The 21,451-nt window shown below is 73.4% G+C and carries 24 protein-coding genes; 12 read left to right on the top strand and 12 right to left on the bottom strand.

The features are described from left to right. Positions 1–66: 66 nt before the first annotated feature. Positions 67–693: a YigZ family protein gene (locus tag ACZ6JS_RS32335; protein ID WP_350990726.1), complete on the bottom strand. Its 627-nt coding sequence runs from the start codon at positions 691–693 to the stop codon at positions 67–69. Positions 694–828: 135 nt separating this feature from the next. On the opposite strand from ACZ6JS_RS32335, the gene ACZ6JS_RS32330 reads away from it, so the two are divergent. Then, the gene (locus tag ACZ6JS_RS32330; RefSeq protein ID WP_469303267.1) at positions 829–1,122 is read left to right on the top strand and encodes a hypothetical protein; all 294 of its coding nucleotides are present in this window, start codon (positions 829–831) and stop codon (positions 1,120–1,122) included. Positions 1,123–1,313: 191 nt separating this feature from the next. Further along, entirely contained in the window at positions 1,314–1,718 is a 405-nt protein-coding gene (locus tag ACZ6JS_RS32325) for a CoA-binding protein (protein WP_469303265.1), read from the top strand. Between the two features lie 154 nt (positions 1,719–1,872). On the opposite strand, the gene ACZ6JS_RS32320 is transcribed toward ACZ6JS_RS32325, so the two are convergent. Then, positions 1,873–2,514, bottom strand: coding sequence for a cupin domain-containing protein (locus ACZ6JS_RS32320; RefSeq protein WP_469303446.1), 642 nt, complete (start codon positions 2,512–2,514; stop codon positions 1,873–1,875). A 109-nt stretch (positions 2,515–2,623) separates the two neighbouring features. On the opposite strand from ACZ6JS_RS32320, the gene ACZ6JS_RS32315 reads away from it, so the two are divergent. Continuing rightward, complete coding sequence (locus tag ACZ6JS_RS32315; RefSeq protein ID WP_469303263.1) at positions 2,624–3,490, top strand: EamA family transporter; 867 nt, start codon at positions 2,624–2,626, stop codon at positions 3,488–3,490. Between the two features lie 19 nt (positions 3,491–3,509). Here ACZ6JS_RS32315 and ACZ6JS_RS32310 read toward each other — a convergent pair whose 3' ends face one another. Next, on the bottom strand, positions 3,510–4,343 hold the full coding sequence (locus ACZ6JS_RS32310) for an acyltransferase (RefSeq protein ID WP_469303262.1): 834 nt from the start codon (positions 4,341–4,343) through the stop codon (positions 3,510–3,512). A 137-nt stretch (positions 4,344–4,480) separates the two neighbouring features. Here ACZ6JS_RS32310 and ACZ6JS_RS32305 point away from each other — a divergent pair, with 137 nt between their 5' ends. Then, complete coding sequence (locus ACZ6JS_RS32305) at positions 4,481–5,026, top strand: gamma carbonic anhydrase family protein (protein WP_469303261.1); 546 nt, start codon at positions 4,481–4,483, stop codon at positions 5,024–5,026. A gap of 76 nt (positions 5,027–5,102) precedes the next feature. On the opposite strand, the gene ACZ6JS_RS32300 is transcribed toward ACZ6JS_RS32305, so the two are convergent. From ACZ6JS_RS32300 to ACZ6JS_RS32285, 4 genes are all read right to left on the bottom strand, one after another. Next, positions 5,103–5,777 carry a DedA family protein gene (locus tag ACZ6JS_RS32300; protein ID WP_469303259.1) on the bottom strand — a complete coding sequence of 225 codons (675 nt, stop codon included), beginning with the start codon at positions 5,775–5,777 and terminating at the stop codon, positions 5,103–5,105. Positions 5,778–5,835: 58 nt separating this feature from the next. After that, complete coding sequence (locus tag ACZ6JS_RS32295) at positions 5,836–8,370, bottom strand: glycoside hydrolase family 3 C-terminal domain-containing protein (RefSeq protein WP_469303257.1); 2,535 nt, start codon at positions 8,368–8,370, stop codon at positions 5,836–5,838. 113 nt (positions 8,371–8,483) lie between these two features. After that, positions 8,484–8,684, bottom strand: coding sequence for a type II toxin-antitoxin system VapB family antitoxin (locus ACZ6JS_RS32290; protein WP_469303445.1), 201 nt, complete (start codon positions 8,682–8,684; stop codon positions 8,484–8,486). 93 nt (positions 8,685–8,777) lie between these two features. Then, positions 8,778–9,230: a DUF4442 domain-containing protein gene (locus tag ACZ6JS_RS32285; RefSeq protein WP_173429180.1), complete on the bottom strand. Its 453-nt coding sequence runs from the start codon at positions 9,228–9,230 to the stop codon at positions 8,778–8,780. Positions 9,231–9,326: 96 nt separating this feature from the next. Between ACZ6JS_RS32285 and ACZ6JS_RS32280 the strand changes: the two genes are divergently transcribed. Together ACZ6JS_RS32280 and ACZ6JS_RS32275 are read left to right on the top strand one after the other, a co-directional pair. After that, positions 9,327–10,364 (top strand): DUF8017 domain-containing protein, encoded by a 1,038-nt coding sequence (locus ACZ6JS_RS32280; RefSeq protein WP_469303255.1) that lies wholly within the window; start codon positions 9,327–9,329, stop codon positions 10,362–10,364. Positions 10,365–10,440: 76 nt separating this feature from the next. Next, positions 10,441–11,775, top strand: coding sequence for an MFS transporter (locus ACZ6JS_RS32275; protein ID WP_469303252.1), 1,335 nt, complete (start codon positions 10,441–10,443; stop codon positions 11,773–11,775). Here ACZ6JS_RS32275 and ACZ6JS_RS32270 read toward each other — a convergent pair. From ACZ6JS_RS32270 to ACZ6JS_RS32255, 4 genes are all read right to left on the bottom strand, one after another. Next, complete coding sequence (locus ACZ6JS_RS32270; protein WP_469303443.1) at positions 11,762–12,553, bottom strand: spermidine synthase; 792 nt, start codon at positions 12,551–12,553, stop codon at positions 11,762–11,764. The two genes, ACZ6JS_RS32275 and ACZ6JS_RS32270, sit on opposite strands and share 14 nt — an antisense overlap. Positions 12,554–12,676: 123 nt before the next feature. Further along, positions 12,677–13,561 (bottom strand): patatin-like phospholipase family protein, encoded by an 885-nt coding sequence (locus ACZ6JS_RS32265; RefSeq protein WP_469303251.1) that lies wholly within the window; start codon positions 13,559–13,561, stop codon positions 12,677–12,679. A 67-nt stretch (positions 13,562–13,628) separates the two neighbouring features. Then, a complete protein-coding gene (gene tuf / locus ACZ6JS_RS32260) occupies positions 13,629–14,810 on the bottom strand; it encodes an elongation factor Tu (RefSeq protein ID WP_469303249.1) in 1,182 nt (393 codons plus the stop codon). A gap of 264 nt (positions 14,811–15,074) precedes the next feature. After that, the gene (locus ACZ6JS_RS32255) at positions 15,075–15,791 is read right to left on the bottom strand and encodes a DNA alkylation repair protein (RefSeq protein ID WP_469303248.1); all 717 of its coding nucleotides are present in this window, start codon (positions 15,789–15,791) and stop codon (positions 15,075–15,077) included. Between the two features lie 49 nt (positions 15,792–15,840). Between ACZ6JS_RS32255 and ACZ6JS_RS32250 the strand changes: the two genes are divergently transcribed. The 5 genes from ACZ6JS_RS32250 (at position 15,841) to lnt (ending at position 19,977) form a co-directional block, all read left to right on the top strand. Then, positions 15,841–16,569: a TVP38/TMEM64 family protein gene (locus ACZ6JS_RS32250; RefSeq protein ID WP_469303246.1), complete on the top strand. Its 729-nt coding sequence runs from the start codon at positions 15,841–15,843 to the stop codon at positions 16,567–16,569. 48 nt (positions 16,570–16,617) lie between these two features. Beyond that, the gene (locus ACZ6JS_RS32245) at positions 16,618–17,496 is read left to right on the top strand and encodes an undecaprenyl-diphosphate phosphatase (protein WP_469303244.1); all 879 of its coding nucleotides are present in this window, start codon (positions 16,618–16,620) and stop codon (positions 17,494–17,496) included. Between the two features lie 112 nt (positions 17,497–17,608). Beyond that, on the top strand, positions 17,609–17,785 hold the full coding sequence (locus ACZ6JS_RS32240) for a hypothetical protein (RefSeq protein ID WP_106967693.1): 177 nt from the start codon (positions 17,609–17,611) through the stop codon (positions 17,783–17,785). Between the two features lie 69 nt (positions 17,786–17,854). Beyond that, entirely contained in the window at positions 17,855–18,322 is a 468-nt protein-coding gene (locus ACZ6JS_RS32235) for a nuclear transport factor 2 family protein (RefSeq protein WP_469303243.1), read from the top strand. 80 nt (positions 18,323–18,402) lie between these two features. Then, complete coding sequence (lnt, locus tag ACZ6JS_RS32230) at positions 18,403–19,977, top strand: apolipoprotein N-acyltransferase (RefSeq protein WP_469303240.1); 1,575 nt, start codon at positions 18,403–18,405, stop codon at positions 19,975–19,977. Here the strand turns inward: lnt and ACZ6JS_RS32225 are convergent. Further along, positions 19,913–20,827, bottom strand: coding sequence for a Gfo/Idh/MocA family protein (locus ACZ6JS_RS32225; protein ID WP_469303442.1), 915 nt, complete (start codon positions 20,825–20,827; stop codon positions 19,913–19,915). The two genes, lnt and ACZ6JS_RS32225, sit on opposite strands and share 65 nt — an antisense overlap. A gap of 83 nt (positions 20,828–20,910) precedes the next feature. On the opposite strand from ACZ6JS_RS32225, the gene ACZ6JS_RS32220 reads away from it, so the two are divergent. Continuing rightward, positions 20,911–21,435 (top strand): DinB family protein, encoded by a 525-nt coding sequence (locus tag ACZ6JS_RS32220; RefSeq protein WP_469303238.1) that lies wholly within the window; start codon positions 20,911–20,913, stop codon positions 21,433–21,435. Positions 21,436–21,451 lie beyond the last annotated feature (16 nt).

Genomic DNA, 21,451 nt, shown 5'->3' with positions numbered 1-21,451 from the left:
TGCCGTCTCCCCCTGGTCGTCTCCCGCTCGCTGAACCCCACTACGCTAACCCGTCCCCGGGGGCGCTCAGGGCGCGTACGTCTCCCCGCCGAGGGTGAGGGCGGCGCTGCCGGCCGTGGTGTCGGCGAGCCAGGCCTCGAAGGCGGGCAGGTCGGCCTCGGGCAGGGCGACCTCGATCTCCACGGCGGCTCCGTAGCGCAGGTCCACCACGGTCCGGCCGGTGGAGCGCAGGTCGTTCTGCGTCTTGCCGGCACGCTGGTGGTCGACGGTGACGGTGGCGAGCCGGTAGCGCCGCCGGGTGACGGTGCCGAGCTCGTCGAGGGCCTCGCCGACGACACCGCCGTAGGCGCGTATCAGCCCCCCGGCGCCGAGCTTCACGCCGCCGTAGTAGCGGGTGACGACGGCGACGGCGTAGCGGACGTCCCGGCGCATGAGCATCTGCAGCATGGGCACCCCGGCCGTACCGCCGGGCTCCCCGTCGTCGCTGGCCTTCTGGACGGCGGCGTCGGCTCCGATGACGTAGGCGTAGCAGTTGTGCGAGGCGGTGGGGTGTTCCTTGCGGATGCGCGCGACGAACTCCTGCGCCTCCTGCTCGGTCGCGGCGGGCGCGAGCGAACACAGGAAGCGCGAGCGGTTGATCTCCGACTCGTGCGCGCCCTCACGGGCCACCGTCACGTACTGGTCTGCCTTCACCGCTCCACCCTAGTCCGTGGCCGTGACGGCTCCGGCACCCCGCTGAGGCACGCCCGCGCAGCGCCGACGGCCTCGCGACCCGGGCCGACGCGCCTTGCCCGGTTCGGGCCGGGCCGGGCCTCCGATCATGCGGGGATGAGACCCGAAGTACAGGCGTTCGTCGCCGCGGGCCCGCTCCCCGACTGGGACGCCGACGAGGAGGAGATCGGCCGGCGGGCCGATCAGCTGGAAGCCGTCTGCGCACCCGTAACGGCCGCCGAGGCGCAGGCCCTGGCCGCCTGTTTCGGCCCCGACGACTGCTACGGCGTCGCCTGGTCCCTGGTCCACCTGATCGAGACCTGTCCGGGCCCGGTCCCGCCGGTGACACCGCCCGGCCCCGATGCCACCGCATGGCACCGAACGCTCTGGGGCCGCTGGGGCACCGCCTGAGCATGCCCGGCCGGTCGCCGGGCGGGGGCCCGGCCTACGGGGCGGGGGCCTGCACCCAGGGGGCGAAGCGCCGTCCGCCGTCCCACGCGGCTCCGGCGCCCGCGGGGAATCGGACATGCGGGTTTTCGGTTGTCGCGGCTGAGCAGCAGATGAGGGCAGATGACGGCAGACAGCATCAGGAGGCGGCACGCGTGTACGGCGATCCGGTAACCATCCGCAAGATCCTCACCGAACTCGGCGACACCTGGGCCGTGGTGGGCCTCTCGAACAACAGGGACCGGGCGGCCTACGGGGTGGCCCGTGTGCTCCAGCAGTACGGCAAGCGCGTGGTCCCCGTGCACCCCAAGGCCGAGACCGTGCACGGCGAGCCCGGCTACGCCTCGTTGGAGGCGATCCCGTTCAAGGTGGACGTGGTGGACGTCTTCGTGAACAGCGAGCTGGCCGGAGCCGTGGCCGACCAGGCGGTCGCGGTCGGCGCCGAGGCCGTCTGGTTCCAGCTCGGCGTGATCGACGAGGCCGCCTTCGACCGGACCCGCGAGGCCGGGCTGACGATGGTCATGGACCGCTGCCCGGCGATCGAGATCCCGGCGCTCTAGTGCTGTAGCCGGAGGATTTCGCCGGGGCGCGGCCCCCGGTGCGGTGCACCGCAGGGTGCAGGAGGAAGTCCAGGCGGAGCGTCGACGGCCGACGACAACGCAGCGAGGCGCGGTGCCGGGCGCCGCGAGCCCGGCAAGACCCGGAAGAGGGGTCCTAGCCGTCCCGGCCCGCGGCCGCCTCGCCGTGCCCGTGCGCGTGCCCGGCGGCGGTCGCGGCGGCCGGCGCCGAGACCGGCGGGACCGACACCGCGAGGGTCATCTCCATCGGCACGGAGCCTTCGTTGCGGTAGGAGTGCGGCAGGTCGGCCTCGAAGGCGGCCGCCGCCCCGGCCGGGACGCGGAACTCCTCCTCACCGACCACCAGGGTCAGCTCCCCGGCCGTGACGTGCAGCATCTCGATGGTGCCGGAGGGGTGCGGGACGGAGTCCGTGCCCTCGCCCGGCACCAGGTGCCAGGTCCACAGCTCCATGGGGCCGCGCTCGTCGGTGCCGATCAGCATGGTCGTCGAGCTGCCCGCCTCGCTCGACCAGATCCGCACCACCTGATCGGGTGTGACGACCCTGACCTGCGGACCGCGGTCGTGGTCGAGGAGCGCGGAGATGCTGACGCCCAGCGCGTCGGCCAGCCTGACCGTGGTGCCCACGCTGGGGTTCGTACGGGCCTGCTCGATCTGGATGATCATCCCGCGGCTCACACCGGCACGGGCCGCCAGGGAGTCGAGGGTGAAACCGCGCTCCGCGCGCCACCTCCTGAGGTTCCGGGCGAGCGCCTGGGTGAGCTGTTCGAGATCCGACACCATTCCGTCCAATATCTTGGATGACACAGTCCAACAGAGTGCACTAGCGTGTGTTTCCGTATTCGATGCTGCACTCCGGCGTTCACTGCACTGTACTGCGAGGCCCCCGATGACCGCCTTCTTCGCCCTGGCCACCGCCGTGCTGTGGGGCCTCGCCGACTTCGGCGGCGGGCTGCTGACCCGCAAGATACCGGCGCTCACCGTGGTCGTCGTCTCCCAGATCGTCGCCGTCCTCGTGCTCGGCGCCCTGGTACTCGCCACCGGCGCCCGGCACGAGGCCGACACCCGGCTGTGGTTCGCGGTCGCCGCCGGCCTCGTCGGACCCGTCGCCATGCTCAGCTTCTACAAAGCGCTGGCCCTGGGCCCGATGGGCGTGGTCTCGCCGCTCGGCTCCCTCGGCGTGATCGTGCCCGTCACCGCCGGGCTGATGCTGGGCGAGCGGCCCGGCCCGGGCCAGTTCGCCGGTATCGCCGTGGCCGTCGTCGGCATCGTCCTCGCCGGCGGCCCCGAACTGCGCGGCGCCCCCGTCCAGCGGCAGGCCGTGGTCCTCACCCTGGTCGCCGCCTTCGGCTTCGGCGCGGTGATGGCCCTGATCGCACAGGCCTCCACCACTGTCACCGGGCTCTTCCTCGCCCTGTTCGTCCAGCGGGTCACCAACGTCGCCGTCGGCGGCACAGCCCTCTGGGCGCAGTCCAGGCGCGGTGTCCCCGCTCTCCCGGCGGGCACGGGCCCGCGGATCCTGTGGGGGCTGCTGCCCGCGCTGGCCTTCGTGGGCCTGGCCGACGTCGCGGCGAACGGCACGTACTCCGTGGCCGCCCAGAACGGCCCGGTCACCGTGGCAGCCGTACTGTCGTCGCTCTATCCGGTGATCACCGCGCTCGCCGCCTTCGCCGTCCTCAAGGAGCGGCTGCGCACCGTCCAGGCGGCGGGTGCCGGTCTGGCCCTCGCGGGAACGGTGCTGCTCGCCGCCGGCTGAGCAGTTCCCTGCGGGCGCCCTACTTGTCGGCCTCGGCGAGCTCGCCCCCCGCACGCCCGAACCCCGCGCGCCCCGCCCCCGCCGGCCCGGCCCCCGCGCGCTCGACCTCGGCCAGCTCCGCCTCGGTGAGCTCGGCCAGGCCCCGCAACTGCTCGGGGGTCGTCCCGTCGGGGATCGGTACGGGCGCCGGGGTCCGCAGCGGCGGCTGCCAGCCCGTCTCCGGCGTCCAGCGGCGCACGATGCGTGCCGGCGCCCCCGCGACCACGGCGTGGTCGGGCACCTCGCCCCGTACGACGGCCCCCGCGGCCACCACGACGTTGCGGCCCAGTCGCGCGCCCGGGAGGATCACCGATCCGGTGCCGAGCCAGCAGCCGGGGCCGATCTCCACCGGCGCGCTGCGCGGCCACTGCCGTCCGACGGGCTCGTGCGGGTCGTCGTAGCTGTGGTTCGTGGACGTGATGTAGACCCCGGGCCCGCAGAAGGTGTTCGACTCGATCGTGATGCGCGCGTCCGCGATGACGTGGCTGTCCCGGCCGATGACCACCCCGTCGCCGAGCACCAGCATCGGCTCCGCGCCCAGGTCGAGGTCCGGCATCATGCCGGCCGTGAGCGTGACCTGCTCGCCGATGATGCAGTGCGCGCCGAGCCGGATCCACCGCTCGCCGAAGACGGTGCCCTGCGGGAAGGCGAGCCGGGTGCCGTCCCCGATCGCGCCGAACCGCAGCCGGCCCGGAGTCTGCGCGGTCACGGCGCCGGCCTGCTGCATCCAGCGCCAGCCTGTGTGGACCACGCGGCTCGCCAGCCTGCGACGCAGGGCCGCCACGGATGAGAACGTGTTCTGTTTCTTCGGCACCCGGCCACGGTAGTGCGCCGGGCCCCGGTCGTCCGGACGGCGATCCTGTGATCTTCACCCCATCGCGGGTCCGCGGGGCGGTGTGCCCTACCGTGCTGTTGGCGCGGCACCACGACGACGGACCAGAGGAAGAGAACATGACGCACCAGGCGGCCCAGGCACTCGTGGCGGGTGTCGGCGGAAAGACCCCGAGCATCGACCCGACGGCCTTCACCGCTCCCACCTCGGTCGCGGTCGGCGACGTCACCCTCGCCGCCGGCTCCAGCATCTGGTACTCGGCGGTGCTGCGCGCCGACTGCGGCCCGATCACGCTGGGCGCCGACAGCAACGTGCAGGACAACTGCACGCTCCACGTGGACCCGGGCTTCCCCGTGTCCATCGGCGAGCGCGTCTCCATCGGCCACAACGCCGTCGTGCACGGCTGCACCGTCGAGGACGACTGCCTGATCGGCATGGGCGCCACCGTGCTGAACGGCGCGGTGATCGGCGCCGGTTCCCTGGTCGCCGCCCAGGCGCTGGTGCCGCAGGGCATGGTGGTCCCGCCCGGCTCGCTGGTCGCGGGCGTCCCCGCGAAGGTGCGGCGCGAGCTGACCGCAGAGGAGCGCGAGCACATCCGCATCAACGCCCTGATGTACGTGGGGCTGGCCGAGCAGCACCGCGCCTCGACGACCACGGAAGGCTAGGCGTCGGGCCCTCTCCGCCGCACGGGGCCGGGGTGTCCCGCCCGTCAGCCGGCCGGGGCCGCGGGCTCCGCCGCCGTCACTCGCCGACGACGGCGGCTCGGGCCGCCGGCTGCGCGGGGATCTCCGCGCCGGCCGGCCCGGCGGCCTCTGCCGCCTTCTTCATCCGGCTGCGCACCACCAGGGTCACGACGAGCCCGAACACCACGGCGAGGCCCAGGGCCAGCCAGGAGAACCGCTTCAGCCAGGGCTCCGCGACGATGCCGACCGAATAGATGACGGCGGTGGTTCCGCCCGCCCAGAGGATCCCGCCGAGGACGTTGGCGACGAGGAACCGCCAGTACGGCATGTGCAGCACGCCCGCGAGCGGCCCGGCGAAGATCCGCAGGAGTGCCACGAACCGGCCGAAGAAGACGGCCCACATGCCCCACTTCTCGAACGAGCGTTCCGCCAGAGCGACCTGCTGGGGTCCGAAGTGCTTCGGGAAGCGCCGGCCCAGCCGCTCCAGCAGCGGCTTGCCGCCCCTGCGGCCGATGGCGTAGCCGATCGAGTCACCCACGATGGCGCCGGTGATCGCGCAGAGCCCCAGTACGACGGGGTCGATCTCCCCGTGCTGCGAGGCCAGCAGCGCCGAACTGACCAGGATGATCTCGCCGGGCAGCGGGATGCCGAGGCTCTCCAGGCCGATGACCAGGCCCACCAGGAGATAGATGCTGACCGCCGGAATCGTCTCCAGCCATTCCTGGATGTGCACCGGTGCGTCCTCCCGAATCGTCCCCGGCGCGCCCCCTGTGACACGCCGAAGCGGCAGCCTATCGGCTCTCCAGGACGACCTTCGACCTCAGAGGGAGTTCCCGCGAGGAACGTCCCGCGAGCACCTCGCGGCGGCCGGGGCCGAGCACCCAGGCGCGCTTCTCCGGGTCCCACGACGACAGCGTCCGGGCGTCGATGTCGACGGTGACGCGCTGCGCCGCGCCCGGCGCGAGGGTGATCCTCCGGTAGCCGGCGAGCGCGCGTACCGGCTGGTTGAGCCGCAGCTCATCGGACGGGCCCACGTACACCTGGGCCACGTCCGTGCCCTTGCGCCGGCCGGTGTTGCGGACGGTGAACTCCACGCGCAGCCCGCCGCGCTGCGGCCGGACCGTGAGCTTCTCGTAGTGCCAGGTCGTGTAGGACAGGCCGTGTCCGAACGGGAAGAGGGGGGTCACCCGCTCGGCGTCGTACCAGCGGTGGCCCACGTGGATGCCCTCCGCGTACTGCTGCCGGCCGGCCACCCCCGGGTAGCGCGACGGGTCCGAGCCGACCGGGGTCTTCCGCCCGTCCGCCGGGAAGGTCTGGGTGAGGCGCCCCCCGGGGTCCACGTCGCCGAAGAGGACGTCGGCGGTGGCTCCGGCGCCTTCCTGCCCCGGGTAGTACATCTGGAGGACCGCTCCGGTACGGGGGAGCCACGGCATGGTGGTGGCGGACGAGGTGTTGAGCACGACCGTCGTACGGGGGTTCGCGGCGGCCACCGCCTCGATCAGCCCCTCCTGTCCGCCGGGGAGCGCCAATGAGGTGCGGTCCCTGCCCTCGGTGGAGTCCTCGTGGGCGAACAGGACCACGCTCCGGGCCGCCTTGGCGGTCCGCACGGCCTCGGCGACGTCCGCGGCGCGGATCGCCCCCGTGATGTGCCGCAGGCGCAGCCGCTGGCCCTTGTCCCCGCCGGCGGCGGTCACGGCGAGCCGGTGGGTGCCCGCCTTGAGCGCGAGGGTGCGGCGGCGCACGGCCATCCCGTCGGGTGCGGAGCCGAGCAGCGCGCCCGCGTAGTGTTCGGCAACGCCCTGCCGGACGGGGAACAGCTCCTCCCCGTCGAGGTGTACGCCGGGCCGCTTCCCCGTGTAGTGGACCAGCAGCGTCCACTCGTCGTCCGCCGCGAGTCGGAACTCCCCCTCGTACGTCCACACGCGCCCGGCTGCGACCTCGCGGGCCTCCAGGTCCGCGGCCGGAGTCAGCAGCTTCGCCGGGAGCGGCCGGCCGTACAGGTCCTCGCCGAGGGCGTGGTGCACGGCCCCGCCGTTCCCGGCCCGTCTGCGGATGGCGGTGAGCGGGGCGGCCGCGCCGTCGGGGACGACGTGCGAGCTGCCCCCGCCGCCGGTGAAGGGCACCAGGGCGGTGGGCCCGATCACCGCGATCGAGCGGGCCGCGGCCCCGGTCAGCGGCAGGGTGCCGTGCTCGTTGCGCAGCAGCACGGCACCGGCGGTGGCCACCTTGCGGGCGACCCGGGCCCCGGCCGCGGCGTCGCGCGGCGGCCGGGCGGACTGCCGGGCCGCGAGCAGCCCGAAGCGGTCCATGGTGGTGAGGATCCGGTGGACGGCCCGGTCCACGGCGGCCTCCGGCACGGAGCCGCCGCGCACCGCCTGGCGCAGCGGCTCGCCGAAGTGGGTGCCGCCGGGCATCTCCATGTCGAGGCCGGCGCGGATGGCGGCGACGGTGCTGTGGGCGGCGCCCCAGTCGGAGAGCACCCAGCCGTCGAACCCCCAGGCTCCCCGCAGCAGCTCGTCGAGCAGGGGCCTGCTCTCGCAGGCGTGGACGCCGTTGACCTTGTTGCAGGCGCCCATCACGGCGCCCGCGCCGGCGGCCACGGCGGCCTCGAAGCCCCGTAGCTCGGTCTCGCGCAGGGTCTGCTCGCCGACGGTCACGTCGACGGTGTCGCGGCCCTGCTCCTGGTTGTTGAGGGCGAAGTGCTTGACGGTGGCGATGAGTCCCTCGTCCTGGATCCCGCGGACCAGCTCGCCGACCAGGTCGGCGGTCAGGCGCGGGTCCTCGGAGAGGGTCTCGAAGTTCCGGCCGGCGTAGGGGGTGCGGATGAGGTTGGCCATGGGGGCCAGTACGACGTCCTGCCCGAGGGCCCGGCCCTCGCGGCCGATGACGCGTCCGTACTCGCGGGCCAGTGCCGGGTCGAACGCGGAGGCGAGCATCACCGGCGCGGGCAGTGCGGTGGAGGGCCGGTCGACCCGTACCCCGGCGGGCCCGTCGGCCAGCCGCAGGGCAGGGATGCCGAGCCGCGGCACGCCGGGCACGTATCCGGCCTGGCCCCGGGGGGCGGGGTCGGGGGCCCCGTGCAGCAGGGCGGTCTTCTCCTCGAGGGTGAGCCGCTCCAGCAGGGCGTCGATCCGGGCGGCACCACCGGTACCGGTGCCGGTCCCGCTCCCCGCGGCGGGTGCACCCGGTGCGCCGCTCGCGGGCCCCCGAGGGACGGCGCCGGGCGGCACGGCGGGAGCGCAGCCGCCGGCTCCGAGGCAGGCACCGACCGCGCCCGCCGCCGCGATGAGCCGCATCGCCGAACGTCTGGACACGTCCTCGCTCATCGGTGCTCCCTGCGTGGGCCGCCGGGAGCGGCCCGCGCCGGACCGCTCCCCGTGCCACTGTGCGGGGCGGGCGCGCGGGCCCGGCCGAGACGCGCCACCATGGGCGCCCAGGTTCAGCCCTCCGGCAGGGGCGGCAGGCTGTCGGCGGTGCGCCGGGGCTCGTCCTGGCGCTGGGTGCGCGCCTCGGTGCGGTGCCCTCGGGCGATGTAGTCCCGTACGACGGCCTCCACGGCGTCCTGCGGGGAGCCGACTCCGGCGAGCACCATCACCTCCACCACGAGCTCGGCGTCGAGGCTGATGTTGACCTTGGCCACGGGTACCCCCTCCATCGTCGTGGCAGGACTCTAGCGCCGGGAGGAGAACGTGACCGCCGCCCCTGGGGCGGCGGGCACGGACCGGACCGGAGGTTACGCGTTCGGGCGCAGGGTCCAGACGACCGTCATCTCGCCGGTCACGGCCTCGTCCTCGCGCTGGATGGCGATGGTGACCGGGAACTCGGGGCGGCCGCCCGCGTCGAGTTCGGCCACGACCTCGGCGGCCGGGCGGCCGAGGGTGGCGGTGGCGGTGACGACGCCCTTGGCGAGCTTCTTGTAGCCGATCTCGGCCTTCACCGCGAGGGGCACGGCCCGGGAGAGCTGGTCGCCGAAGGCGGCGAGGACGATGGCTCCGCTCGCGGACTCGGCGAGGGTGAACATGGCGCCGGCGTGCGGGCCGCCGACGTGGTTGTGGTAGTCGGGCTGGTCCGGGAGGCGGACGACCGCACGCTCGGGGGTGGTCTCCAGGAACTCGAGGTTCAGGGTCCGGGCCATCGGCACGGTCGCGGCGAGCAGTTCGCCCACGTTCATCTGATCTGCGCTCATGGAACGCGATGTTACCCGCGAGTAGACAGGATTGGCCAGAGCTCTTCGGGGGGCGGCCGTGGCTCCCGGGGACCGCTCCCACTATCGTTACCGGCCATGTGGCCAGGACAGCAGCAGCCGCCCGGGGGCGAACAGAACCCCCAGGACGCGCATCAGAACCCGTACGCGCAGCCGCCGGGACAGCCGGCTCAGCCGAACCCGTACCAGCAGCAGCCGGGTTACGGATACCCGCAGCAGCCCGGCTACCCGCAGCAACCGGGCTTCCAGCAGCCCCCGACCGTGCCGGGCCAGGCCTGGGGCCAGCCCCAGGCACCCCAGCAGCCCCGGCCGTCCGGCGGGAGCCCGTACTCGACGAAGACCGTCGCCATCGTCGCGGCCGCCGCGGTGGTCGTGGCGGCCGCCGCGACCGGCGCGTACGTCCTGACCCGGGACGACAAGAACACCGAGGCCAACGACAAGCCGGCCCCGAGCTCCTCCGCACCCGTCGAGGCGCCCGCCCCGGCCGGCAGCAGCGCCAACCCGCGGGCCGGCGGCGCCATGCAGCCCGTCATCCCGGGTTGGAAGGTCGTCACCAACACGAAGTACAACGTCGCCTACGACGTACCCCCGGAGTGGAACGTCAACGACCCCGGCGTCTCCCTCTTCTACGACGACGAGGTCAAGAACGACGGCAAGCCGGTCATCACCATGTCCGGAACGGCCACCCTCAAGCGGGAGTGGTGCACGGTCGACAAGGACGCCGACGGCAACCTCGAGAAGTTCTCGATCGCGGACGCCGGCGTCAAGGGGGCCCAGGGCGCCAAGGACACCGCCCAGGCCGCGACCGACAACACCGGGACGTGGGTGTGGGCGGGCTTCGCCCAGAAGGAGCCCAAGGGAACGGTCAAGGTGACCGACCCCAAGGAGTTCACGACCTCCTCCGGGATCAAGGGCCACATGGTCGTCGCGACCGCGCCGAACGTGAAGAAGGAGCACAAGTGCTCCACCGACGGCAAGGCGGTCGGCTTCGCCTTCAAGAACGCCGCCGGCGACTTCGCCAGCTTCGCCCTGGTCACCGCGGCCGGTGTGAAGGAAGAGGTCCCCACCGAGATCTCCGACAAGATCCTCAGCTCCATCCGCCTCTCCACCGGATGATCTCCGGCTGAACCCGCCCCGGACCGGACCGGTAATCCATTTGGATTTCTCGGCCCGGCGCGGGGATAGTCCGGGGGTGAGCTCTCCCCCCGACGCACCGCACCGCACCCCCGCGCCCCGCCCCCGCCGCCGCGGCCCGGAGTGGGCCGGCCGCAACTACACCCTGCTCACGGGTGCGGCGGTGGTCACGAACCTCGGCAGCCACGGGGCGCTCATCGCCTCCGCGTTCGCCGTCCTGGAAGCCGGCGGCTCGGGCGGCGACGTGGGCCTGGTCGCGGCCGCCCGCACCCTGCCGCTCGTCCTCTTCCTGCTCGTCGGCGGCGCCGTGGCCGACCGGCTGCCGCGCCACCGCGTGATGGTCGCCGCCAACGCCCTGAACTGCCTCTCTCAAGGCCTCTTCGCGCTGCTCGTCCTCACCGGCGACCCGCAGCTGTGGCAGATGATGCTGCTGACGGCCCTGTGCGGCACCGGTACGGCCTTCTTCAACCCGGCGGCCGAGGGCATGCTGCTCTCCACGGTCTCCGGCGAACACGCCAACCGCGCCTTCGCCCTCTTCCGCATGGCCATGAACGGCGCCGGCATCGGCGGAGCGGCCCTCGGCGGGGCGATGATCGCCGCGATGGGCCCGGGCTGGGTGCTGGCCGTGGACGCCGCGGCCTTCGCGATCGCCGGGGCACTGCGCGCCTTCCTCGACGTCAGCCATACGCCCGACCGGGCCCCCGGCGGCGGTCTGCTGGCCGACCTGCGGGAGGGCTGGGTGGAGTTCCGCACCCGTCCCTGGCTGTGGAGCATCGTGCTCCAGTTCTCCGTGGTCGTCGCCGTCGTCGGCGCCGCCGAGGCGGTATACGGCCCGCTGGTCGCCCGGGACCGGCTGGGCGGGCCGGCGCCCTGGGGCCTGGCGCTGGCGCTGTTCGGCGTCGGCACCATCGCCGGAGCCGTCCTGATGGTCGCGTGGAAGCCTCGACGGCTGCTGCTGGTCGGGACGCTGTGCGTGTTCCCGCTGGCGCTGCCGTCGGCCGGGCTGGCCGTGCCGCTGCCCGTGTGGGGGCTGTGCGCGGTGATGTTCGTCAGCGGAGCCGCGATCGAGGTCTTCGGCGTGAACTGGATGACGACGATGCACCAGGAGATCCCGGAGGAGAAGTTCTCCCGGGTCTCCGCGTACGACTGGTTCGGCTCGGTGTCGATGCTCCCGCTGGCCACGGCCCTGGCCGGGCCCGTCGAATCGGCCTTCGGCCGCACCGAGGCCCTGTGGGGCTGCGCGACCCTGGTCGTCCTGGTGACCGCACTGGTCCTGCTGGTCCCGGACGTGCGCCGCATGACGCGCAAGCCGTCCGTCCACAAGAGCGGGGGGCCCGTCGCCGCCGACCCCGCCGCTTCCGCGCCGCCTTCGTCCAGCCTCACCCCAGGCTGAAGGCGCCCTCCGGGGGAGCCGGCGACGGGGCCGCGTCCGCGTCGGACACGGGGACCGCTCCCCTGACGAAGCGGGCCAGGCCTTCGCCGTACTCGACCCGGGCGGGAAAGGCGTCCGACGCGCACCGCCGGGCGAGCGCCCCCGTGTCCAGCGGGGCGTCGGAGGCCAGCAGCACGGCGTTCCCGAAGCGCCGGCCCCTCAGCACGGACGGCTCGGCGACGAGGGCGACCTCCGCGAAGGCGGCGGCGAAGTTGGCCAGTTGCGTCCGCAGGAAGTCGAACGGCGCCCCGTCCGCCAGGTTCGCCGCGTACAGCCCGCCGGGCCGCAGCACCCGGGCGGCCTCTCGCGCGTACTCCAGGGAGGTCAGCTGCGCCGGCACCCGAGAGCCGCCGAACACGTCGGCCACCACCACGTCCGCGCTGCCCGCGGGCGCCGCCTCCAGCCACACCCGGGCGTCGGCGGTGTGCACGGTGATCCCGGCCCCCTCCGGCAGCGGGAGGTGTTCGGCGACCAGCTCGACGAGGCCCGCGTCGAACTCCACCACCGACTGCCGGGATCCGGCCCGGGTGGCCGCGGCGTAGCGGGGCAGGGTGAGCGCGCCGCCGCCCAGGTGCAGGAGGTCCAGCGGGAGCTCGGGCTCGGCCGCACAGTCCAGGACATGCGCGAGGCGGCGTACGTACTCGAATTCCAGGTGCTGCGGATCGTCCAGGTCCACATAGGACTGCGGGGCTCCGTCGACGGTAAGCAGCCAGGCCCGTTCCCCGTCGACGTCCGGCATCAGCTTGGCGGTGCCCTGGCCCACGTCCCGTATCACCGGGATCCGTTCGTCGTTCACCGCTCCATTGTCCGGCAGGCCCCGGGACACCGGAGCGGGGGCCTCAGCCCGCGCGGCCCCGCGGCCTCAGCCCCTTCCGCCCGACCAGACGGCAGCCGCCTCGGCGGCGTGCTCCGCGGCCTGCGCCAGCCCTGCGCGGGCCGCCGGGGCCCGCCGGGCGGGATCCAGGACGTTGCGCCCGAAAGCCTTGCGGGCGGTGGCCGACGGAGTGATGAGCAGGACCTCAGCCCCGGCTTCGCGCAATCGGGCCGCCTGCGCGGCCGGTGCGGGGACGAGCCCGGAACCGAGTGAGATGGGGGCGACGATCACCACGCGCGCGTGGTCCGCGGCCAGATCGGCGTTGGCGGCGGAGCGGATGCCTCCGTCGATGAAGCGGCGTTCGCCCACCGTCACCGGGGGCCACACCCCGGGCACCGCGCAGCTCGCCGCCACCGCGTCGACGAGCCCGCTGCCGCTGTCCCGGTCGAAGGCCTCGAGCTCGCCGGTGAGCGCGTCCACCGCGGTGACGACCAGCCGCCGCTCGGGCCACTCGTGCGAGACCAACCGGGCCGCCAGCACCTTGCGGCGCTCGGCCTCGGGGCCGGTGTCCGCGGCCAGGGCCATCGCCCCCACCCGCCGGCGATAGGCGGCCGCGTCGTTGCGCGAGCGCGCCATCGCCAGCGCGTACCGGGCGAAGACGCCCGCTCCCAGTTTCGCGACGGCCTCCCCCGCGGCGTCGCCGAGCTGGCGCTCGTACAGGTCCTGCGCGCTGAGCCGCCCGGAGGTGAGCTGGGCGGCGACCACCGAGCCGGCCGAGGTGCCGACGACCAGGTCCGCGGTGGTGAGGTCCACGCCCGCGCGGGCGAGCCCGTAGAGGATTCCGCATTCCCAGCCGATGCCGGTCAGTCCGCCGCCGCCGAGCACCAGTGCCGTCTCGCCGCCCATCCCGCCCGCCCCCTTCTTCGTGCGCATGCCTGTGGTGACGGCAGTCTGGCGCAGCCTTCCTGCCGCCACCACAGCGGGGTACCGGTCGGGCGGGTCAGCCCAGGACGGCCGTCACGGTCCCCGCGCCGACGGTCCGGCCGCCCTCACGGATCGCGAAGCCGAGCCCCGCCTCCAGCGGGACGTCCCGTCCGAGCTCGACGGTCATGGTGACCGTCTCGCCGGGCCGGGCGACACCCGCGAGGCCGAGATCCACGTCCCCCACCACGTCGGCGGTGCGGATGTAGAACTGCGGCCGGTAGCCGCTGGCGACCGGTGTCGTACGGCCGCCCTCGCGCCCGGAGAGCACGTACACCCGTGCGCTGAAGCGCCGCTTCGGCGCCACGCTGCCGGGGGCTGCCACCACGTGCCCGCGGCGCACGCCGTCGCGCGGCACCCCCCGCAGCAGCAGCGCGACGTTGTCCCCGGCCTCCGCGGACTCCATCGGCTTCCCGAAGGTCTCCAGGCCGGTGACGACCGTCTCCAGCGGCTCGCCGTCGCCGCCGAGGAGGGCGACGCGGTCGCCGAGGCGTACGCCGCCCCGCTCGACGGCACCGGTGACGACCGTCCCGCGCCCGGTGATGGTCAGCACGTTCTCCACGGGCAGCAGGAACGGCGCGTCCGTGTACCGCACGGGCGTCGGCACGTATGTGTCCACAGCATCCAGCAGCGCCTCGATCGCCCCCGTCCACCGGGGGTCGCCTTCCAGCGCCCCGAGCCCGGAGACCCGTACGACGGGTGCGCCGTCACCGCCGTACCCGTGCGCGGTGAGCAGTTCGCGGACCTCCAGCTCGACCAGGTCGGTCAGCTCGGGGTCCCCGGCGTCGGCCTTGTTGAGCGCGACGACGATGTGGTCGACGCCGACTTGGCGGGCGAGGAGAACGTGCTCGGCGGTCTGTGGCATGACCCCGTCCAGCGCGGAGACGACGAGGATCGCGCCGTCGAGCTGCGCCGCTCCCGTGACCATGTTCTTGATGTAGTCCGCGTGACCGGGCATGTCGACGTGGGCGTAGTGGCGCGTGTCGGTCTCGTACTCGACGTGCGTGAGGTTGATGGTGATGCCCCGCCGGGCCTCCTCGGGGGCCCGGTCGATGCGGTCGAAGGGCACGAAGGACGCGCCCCCGCGCTCGGCGAGGACCTTGGTGATGGCTGCGGTGAGGGTGGTCTTGCCGTGGTCGACGTGCCCCATGGTGCCGATGTTGAGGTGCGGCTTGGTCCGCACGAAGGCCGTCTTGGCCATGATCTCTTCCCGTTGCTCGAAGCGTGGACGGGACCCCTGAACCGAGCCGACCCTCCCCCTGCGGGGTCCGCCGGACGATCCGGGAAGGGTCAGCTTCGTGCGCCGTCGAATGCGGCGAAGACGGGTGCGCCCGCGAATGCGGCAGCCTTCGGCGCGTCCGCGACTGCGGACGGCGCTGCGGGGAAGGCGTACCGGGACATGTCCCCGAGCCTGCCGGACCGGCCCACGTCCGTCGAATGATTTACGGGGCGAACCGGCGGGCCCTCAGAGGTTCTTGAGTGCTTCGCGCACGGACAGCGGGGACAGGGCGGCGCGTTCGGCGTCCACGAAGGCGCGCACCGCGTCGGGGTCCGTCTTCGCGTACTCGCGCAGGGCCCAGCCGATGGCCTTGCGGAGGAAGAAGTCCGGGTTTCCGGCCTGGCGGCGGCAGTGGGAGAAGAGCCGGCCGGTGTCGGTGGCGTCCTTGCGGCGCAGTTGGTGGAGGAGGGCGGCGCGGGCGAGCCACTTGTCCTCGCTCGCGCACCATTCGTCCATCACGGGCGCGAGGTCGCGGTCCGCGGCCACCAGCGGGCCGACCGTGTGCGCGGCGAGCAGGTCGACGGTGTCCCACCAGGGGACGGTGGTGATCAGGTGCCTGACGACCGGAAGGAGCCCGGAGGAGCACGTGTCGACGTGGCGGCGCAGGTAGTCCACCGCGAAGTAGTGGTACTCCCGCTCGGGGAGCCGCCAGCAGCGCAGCGCGAGCGCCGCGACGTCGTCCTCCGAAGGCCGTGGAGTGTTCTTCGTCACTGTCTTCGACAGTTCCCGGCGCAGCGGTGTGGGGATCCCGAGGAAGGGGGCGACGTGCTTCATGTACGCGGTCATGGCCGCGGCCCGCGCGGGGTCGGCCGCGGGCGCGTACGCCCCGGTCAGCCGCTCCAGCAGGGTGTCCGCGAGGGTGCTGCGGGGAACCCCCGGGGGCCGCCCGTCGTTCGACAGCATGAGGCCCAGATTACGGCGCGGTGCCGCATAGCTGGGCTAGTCTCCCGGGATGTCCCTCCTCCTCGCGCCGTGGACCCGGCTGGCGCTGCTCGTCGTGCTGCTCGCGGCGGCCGGCGGGTGCGTGCTGGTCTACGAGCCCCAGCGGATCCTCTCGGAGGGCTGGCCTCCGGGGCTCCCGGTGGGCGCGGCCGTCCTGTTGTTCGCAGCCGTGTACGGCGTGTGCTCGGCGGCGTTCGTGCCGCGTCCCCTGCTCAACCTGGCCGCGGGAGCCGTCTTCGGCACGCAGTTCGGGCTCGTCGCGGCAGTCGGGGGCACCGTGCTGGGTGCCGGGATCGCCTTCGGGCTCGGCCGGGTGATGGGCCAGGAGGCTTTGCGTCCGTACCTGCGCGGGCGCTGGCTGGAGGCGGCCGACGGGCAGCTCAGCCGACACGGGTTCCGCTCGATGCTGGCGGTGCGGCTCTTCCCCGGGGTGCCGTTCGTGGTGGCCAACTACTGTGCGGCGGTGTCCCGCTGCGGCTGGGCTCCGTTCCTGCTCGCGACGGCGCTCGGAGTGGTCCCGAACACCACGGCGTATGTGATCGCGGGGGCCAGCGCGTCCTCCCCCGGATCCCCCGCGTTCCTGATCTCGTTCGGCTTCATCGTGGTCTCCGTGGTGGCCGCGGGGGTCGTCGGCTGGCGCAAAAGGCACCGCCTCGCACCGCCTCGGACCGGGGGTCCGGCCTATGAACTGACCTCCCGGCACCCCCCAGTGGTCAGCGGCGCTTCGCACGGGCCCTAGCATCGGACCCGAACTGCCCGACGATCACAAGGACGAGCGCACCCCGACATGAGCTGGTTCGAATCCCTAATCCTCGGTCTCGTCCAGGGGCTTACGGAGTTCCTCCCGATCTCCTCCAGCGCCCACCTGCGGCTGACCGCGGCATTCGCCGGCTGGCACGACCCAGGAGCGGCCTTCACGGCCATCACGCAGATCGGCACCGAGGCCGCCGTTCTGATCTACTTCCGCAAGGACATCGCGCGGATCGTATCCACCTGGTTCCGGTCCCTGTACACGAAGGCCCTGCGCTCCGAACAGGACGCCAAGATGGGCTGGCTGGTGATCGTCGGCTCGCTCCCGATCGGCATCCTCGGCCTCGTCTTCAAGGACGCGATCGTCGGTCCGGCCCGCGACCTGCGGCTGACGGCCACGACCCTGATCGTGATGGGCATCGTGCTGGGCGTCGCCGACCGGCTGGCCGCGCGTGACGAGGAGGGCGGTCGGCACCGGGCGATCCGCGAGCGCAAGACGCTCCAGCAGCTGGGCGTCAAGGACGGTCTGATCTTCGGTTTCTGCCAGGCGATGGCCCTGATCCCGGGTGTCTCCCGCTCCGGTGCGACGATCTCCGGCGGTCTGCTGCTGGGCTTCACCCGCGAGGCCGCCGCCCGGTACTCCTTCCTCCTCGCCATCCCGGCCGTGCTGGCCTCGGGGGCCTTCGAGATCAAGGACGTGATCGAGGAACCGGGCCACATCTCCTGGGGTCCGACGGTCTTCGCGACGGTCATCGCCTTCTTCGTGGGCTACGCCGTGATCGCGTGGTTCATGAAGTTCATCACCACCAAGAGCTTCATGCCCTTCGTGATCTACCGGATCCTGCTCGGCATCCTGCTGTTCGTGCTGATCGGCACGGACGTGCTGAGCCCGCACGCCGGCGAGTCGGGCTCGTAGCGACGCCGGTTTCCACCATCGCGTGAATCTTCAGGCCGCCCGGGAACGTTCCCGGGCGGCCTCGTCGTCGTTGTTCACGAAGAGAGCGGAAGCAAGCAGCAGGGGGTGTCCCATGGGTCGAGTGGTACTGGAGCGTTTTCCGGCCGGAAGTCCGCGGGGGAGCTGGCCCGCCGAGGAGTACGCGGCGCAGCGGATGCGCGAGGGCGTACCGGCCGAGGTCGTCATGGATCTCGCCAGCGACGCGTTCCTCGTCGTGGTCCGGCAGCGGGAGGCCCGTTCCGGTCATTGACGGGCCGCGCGGAGCTCCGGTCGGCGCACGCCCCTTGGCCTCGCGCCCGCGCAGCCCCAGACTGACCCGATGACGCAGCGTGTGGATCTCGCGACGGTAATGGACCGGCTGGCGATCGACGACGTGGTCACGGGGTACGCGGTGGCCGTCGACGATGGCGACTGGGCCGCCTACCGGGCCCTGTTCACCGCCGACGCGCGGGCCGACTACAGCTCGGCGGGCGGGATCGAGGGTCCGGTGGCGCAGGTCGCGGAGTGGCTCGCGCAGACCATGCGGCTCTTCCCCGTGCGTCAGCACCTGATCGTCAACAGGCTGATCCGCCTGGAGGACGTGGCCGGCTCGCCCGGTGACAGCGCCGAGGTCCGGGCCGACTTCCTCAACCCGATGCGGCTGGAGGGGCCGGAGGCCGACGGCTCGGTCACCTCCCCCAATTTCGTCGCCGCCGGCCGCTACACCTTCGCCCTGGCCCGCACCCGGGACGGCTGGCGGCTCACCCGCGTCACCGTGCACGAGAAGTGGCGGCACATGACCGCGTGAGCGCGCCCTCCGGGGCACCGCAAGCGCGGCCCGGAGGGCGGTTGGGCCCTGCACTGCCACACTGGAAGCGGAGGCGCGCCATGATCCCGAAGCACGACGGGTGGTCCCGCCGCTGGCGCGCGCCCGCCGCGGTCGCCGCCGGGGCGCTGCCCGCCCTCGCGTTCCCCGCTCCCGCGCTGTGGTGGTTCGCCTACGTGGCCCTCGTGCCCTGGATGCTGCTGCTGAGGTCCGCCCCCGCCGGGCGGCGGGCGGCCCTGGAGGGCTGGCTCGGCGGCGCCGGGTTCATCCTGGCCGTGCACCACTGGTTGCTGCCGAGCCTGCACGTGTTCCTGATCCCGGTGGCCGCTCTGCTGGGGGTGCTGTGGATCCCCTGGGCGCTGCTGGTGCGCGAGCTGCTCGGCGGCCGCCCGCCCGCGGGTCGGGCGGCCTGCGCGATGGTCCTCGTACCGGCGGGGTGGCTGCTGTCCGAGCTGGTCCGCTCCTGGCAGGGGCTGGGCGGGCCGTGGGGGCTGCTGGGGGCCAGTCAGTGGCAGGTCCCGCCGGCGCTCCGGCTGGCGTCGGTGGGCGGGGTGTGGCTGATCAGCCTGCTGCTGGTGGCGGTGAACTGCGCCTTGGTGCTGCTGGTCGCCGTGCCCGGGGCACGGGTCCCGGCGGTGGCCGGGCTCACGGGATGTGCGCTGCTGACCGGCGTGGTGTGGGTGTGGGCGGCGCGGCCCGCGGAGTCGGGCGGGTTGCGGGTGGCCGTCGTACAGCCGGGGCCGGTGCCCGACGGCCCGGACAGTGTGGAACGGCGGTTCGCGGCCGGCGAGCGGCTGACGCGGCCACTCGCCGGGCAGCGGGTCGACCTGGTGGTGTGGGGCGAGAGCAGCGTGGGCGAGGACCTGTCGGCCCGCCCGGACCTGGCCCGCCGGCTGGCCGCGCTGTCCGCGGAGGTGGGGGCTCCGCTGCTGGTGAACGTGGACGCGCGGCGGGCGGACCGTCCGGGGATCTACAAGAGCGCGGTGCTCGTCGGCCCGGGCGGCCCGACGGGCGACCGCTACGACAAGATGCGGCTGGTCCCCTTCGGGGAGTACGTGCCGGCGCGGGCGTTGCTGGGCTGGGCGACCTCGGTCGGCAGGGCGGCCGGCGAGGACCGGATGCAGGGGGACGCCCCGGTGGTCATGGACCTGCCGGGACGACGCGACGGGGTCGAGGCCGTCCGTCTCGGCCCGCTGGTCTGCTTCGAGTCCGCGTTCCCCGACATGAGTCGGCGCCTCACCCGCGACGGGGCCTCCCTGTTGATCGCCCAGTCGGCGACCTCCACCTTCCAGGACAGCTGGGCACCGGCCCAGCACGCCTCCCTGGCGGCCCTGCGTGCGGCGGAGAACGGCCGCCCGATGGTCCACGCGACCCTCACCGGGGTCAGCGTCGTGAACGGCCCGTCGGGCGAGCGCGTCGGCCCGGTGCTGCCCACGTCGGCGCGGACCGCGGAGGTGTACGAGGTGCCGCTCGCCCGGGGCTCGACCCTCTACGTCCGCTTCGGGGACTGGCCGGTGATCGCGGCCCTCGGCGCCCTGGCCTTCGCCTGCGGTGCGGTCGGCGCCCGTTCGCTCAGGAGGCCTTCGCCGCCTGCTCCAGAGCCGAGTTCACCACCAGCTCGCACAGCTCGTGGGTGAGCAGCGCGTCACGTGCGCTGAGCGTCCGGCCCGCCGCGACCGCCTGCAGGAAGTGGTCCACCACCTGCTCGATGCCGCGCTGGCGGGCGACGGGCACCCAGTCCCCGCGCCGGCGCACGGTGGGCTGGCCCTTGTGGTCGATGACCTCGGCGAGGTTGACGACCTGCCGCTTGGTGTCCGTGCCGGAGACCTCGAGGACCTCCTCGTTGGATCCGGACAGGCGGTTCATGATGCCGAGCGCGCTGAAGCCGGCGCCCGAGAGGTGCAGCACCACCTGGCACATCAGTCCGTCGCGCATCACCGCCCGTACATCGGTGTGCTCGACCTCGCCGGGCAGCAGGAAGCGCAGGGTGTCGACGACGTGGATGAAGTCGTCGAGCACCAGGGTGCGCGGGTCCTCGGGCAGGCCGACCCGGTTCTTCTGCATGACGATCAGGTCGCGCGGGTGGTCGGCGCACTGCGCGTACCCGGGCGCGAAGCGGCGGTTGAAGCCGACGGCGAGAGCGACCCCGCGCTCCTCGGCCAGCTCCACCAGGCGCCGCGACGCCGCCAACTCGTAGGCGAGCGGCTTGTCGACGTACGTGGGCACTCCGGCCTCCAGCAGCCGGGAGACGATCTCCGGGTGGGCACCGGTCGGTGCGTGCACGAACGCCGCGTCGAGCCCTTCGGCGAGCAGGGCGTCGAGATCGGTGTGCCGGTGCGCGGCGGGGACCCGGTGGATCGCGCCGACGCGTTCCAGTGTCTCGGGGGTTCGGGTCTGCAGGTGCAGTTCGATGTCCGCGCGGGTGGTGAGGACGGGCAGGTACGCCTTCTGCGCGATGTCGCCGAGTCCGATGCAGCCGACCTTCACCGGGGCCTCCAAGTTCGGTCCTTGTGGGATCTCGGCAGCTTAATCCCTGGTGACCGGGGCCCGGTTCACCCAGGATGGGCCCCATGACCACCACTTCAGGATCACACCGCACCGAACCCTCCACCACCGCCGACGAGCGGGGGATGCTCGACGGCTGGCTCGACTACCACCGTGCCACCCTCCTGTGGAAGTGCGGGGGGCTGGAGGACGAAGAGCTGCGCAGGACCCCGCTCGCGCCTTCCGAGTTGAGCCTCCTGGGCCTCGTACGGCACATGGCGGAGGTTGAGCGGTACTGGTTCCGCGAGATCATGCTGGGCGAGGACCTGCCCGAGCTGTACGTCACGGACGAGGACCGGGACGGCGACTTCCACTTCACCGAGGCGGCCACCTGGGCCGAGGCCGAGCAGGTGTGGCGGACGGAGGTCGAACTGGCTCGGCAGGCCGCCGCGGGCCGGTCGCTGGACCTGGTGTCGAAGGCCGAGAGCCACCACCGCGGCGAGGTGTTCAGCCTGCGCTGGGTCTACACCCACATGATCGAGGAGTACGCGCGCCACAACGGCCACGCGGACCTGCTGCGCGAGCAGATAGACGGCGCCACCGGCGAGTGAGCCGACGGGCGGCGGG

Source organism: Streptomyces sp. NPDC046349 (genome assembly GCF_055587885.1).
Note: the sequence above shows the minus strand (reverse complement) of the source record. Positions and strands in the feature narration are given on the sequence as shown.